A 1,750-nucleotide genomic window follows, 5' to 3' on the forward strand; every position below is an offset into this window, starting at 1 on the left:
GTCATTGGTTCGGGGGTGGGGGCTGCGGTTATTGGTCATTGATGCGGGGAAGGTGGGCTTCAATTATTTATTGCTTATTGGTGATTTTTTGTTGATTTGTTGTGGGCGATCGCTGTAGTTCTTTATTGGTTATTTTTTTAAGAAAAACAACCAATAAAAAAGGTTATCAAGAAACAGATGGTAGCGCAAAAATTTGGAATAAAAACGATTTATCTTACTGGGACAGAATACAGTGTCCCAGTAAAATAAATTATACAGTCACTTGGAGGTTATAAAACCTGGTTAGATTGACTGGTGAACCATTCGTTTGCACAAACCCAGTGCAGCCAATCCTAATAATCCCAAAGTGGCAGTGGGTTCGGGTACTTTAGTGGAATTTCCATTGCCAGTTTGCTTCAAAGCTTCAGTGGATTTAACATCTGCAAATGCTTTCGTAAATGACTTAGCCGATTGACCACCGGCACGAAGTACATTTAAGTCCCATGCAGCACCACTAATCGTTGAGTTCCCCGTAGACCAGGCTAAGTCTACATAGTCGGTTTTCGTGGTACCAAAACTGCTAAAGCTCGACACTGTAGTATTGGAATTCGTGGTAAATCCACCACTTCCATCGGCGATAAACGCATTTCCTTGGGCATCGGCACCAATCGCTCGCTGGCCGTTTCCATCGGTCATTGCATGGTTGACAACCACATTGAGCAAGGCGTTTTTGGATTGAAGTCCGTTGAGGATACTGTTAAAGTTGACATGGTTCGCGCCAATGTCGCGGTCTTCATCGGTGATTAACACAAAATTAACAGCAGCATCATCGCGAAATGAGTAATTGTTTAAGGCATAATCCATCGCCGAATACCCATCTTCAAATGCGCCACTGGCGACGAGAGAGTTAGTGGCACTGGTTAATTCGGAGGCATTCCCAAATAAGTCTCCTCCTACTGACAACGATCGCTCTGTTCCATAAGAGTTACCTCCAAAACCAACCAGACCATAGCGATTTTTTTCAGCGCCAATTCCAACACCTTTCCCTTGCAGAGCCGATTCTAAATCCCCAATGGATTGCCCCAACCAGGCATGTTCGCCATACATAGAGCCAGACTCGTCTACGAGAAACACGAAGTCCGCAAAACTGGCCGCTTCGGCGGATGGTGTGAGGCCGATCGCTAAGGTTAATCCCACACCAATAGAAATCGCCGGTTTAAAGCACGACGCAACTGTAAAAATGTCTTCTGAGATAATTTTCATGGCCGTTCAATTCCTTTTCTGTACGATACAAAACAATGTTTCCCAATGGGTAGGGCATTTTATGCCCAACAATCTCGTGGGAAAAATTTACCTCACCGAATTCACCACTTCGGCATTACCGTTGCCGATCGCCAAAGATATCGCGCGTGCAACTGTTGTTTGAAAGTGGTCATTCGCTGTTGAATGACAAGGCGATTTCCGAACATTGTCTCTGCGATTTAGGTGAGCTGGGTGGACGTGCGGGCTGCAAATCGCCTTCCGTCGTCAACATGAATTTGTGTTCATCTTCTATTAAACCTGTATTCAGTCTTCCGCACATCCGTATTTATACGTATTTTTTCTAAAAAAAATAATTTTTTTATACAAAAATATGCAGCGCAAAATAACCTTATCAAATAAGGCTAAATCGAAAAAATATGTGGGGCAACCAATGGTTATCCCGAGTTTAAAAACGAGATTATGGCTTCATTTTGGCCTCCGAGAAATAGGGTGGTCATTGGTCATTGGT

1 protein-coding gene is annotated in these 1,750 nt (G+C 43.6%); it reads right to left on the reverse strand.

Going from position 1 to position 1,750, the window contains the following annotated elements:
- Window positions 1-282 precede the first annotated feature (282 nt).
- Entirely contained in the window at window positions 283-1,242 is a 960-nt protein-coding gene (locus LKK83_RS02700) for a vWA domain-containing protein (protein ID WP_324629266.1), read from the reverse strand.
- Between the last annotated feature and the right edge of the window lie 508 nt (window positions 1,243-1,750).

The organism is Phormidium sp. CCY1219, assembly GCF_035615515.1.
In the GTDB taxonomy this organism is placed as follows: Bacteria; Cyanobacteriota; Cyanobacteriia; order Cyanobacteriales; family Laspinemataceae; genus CCY1219.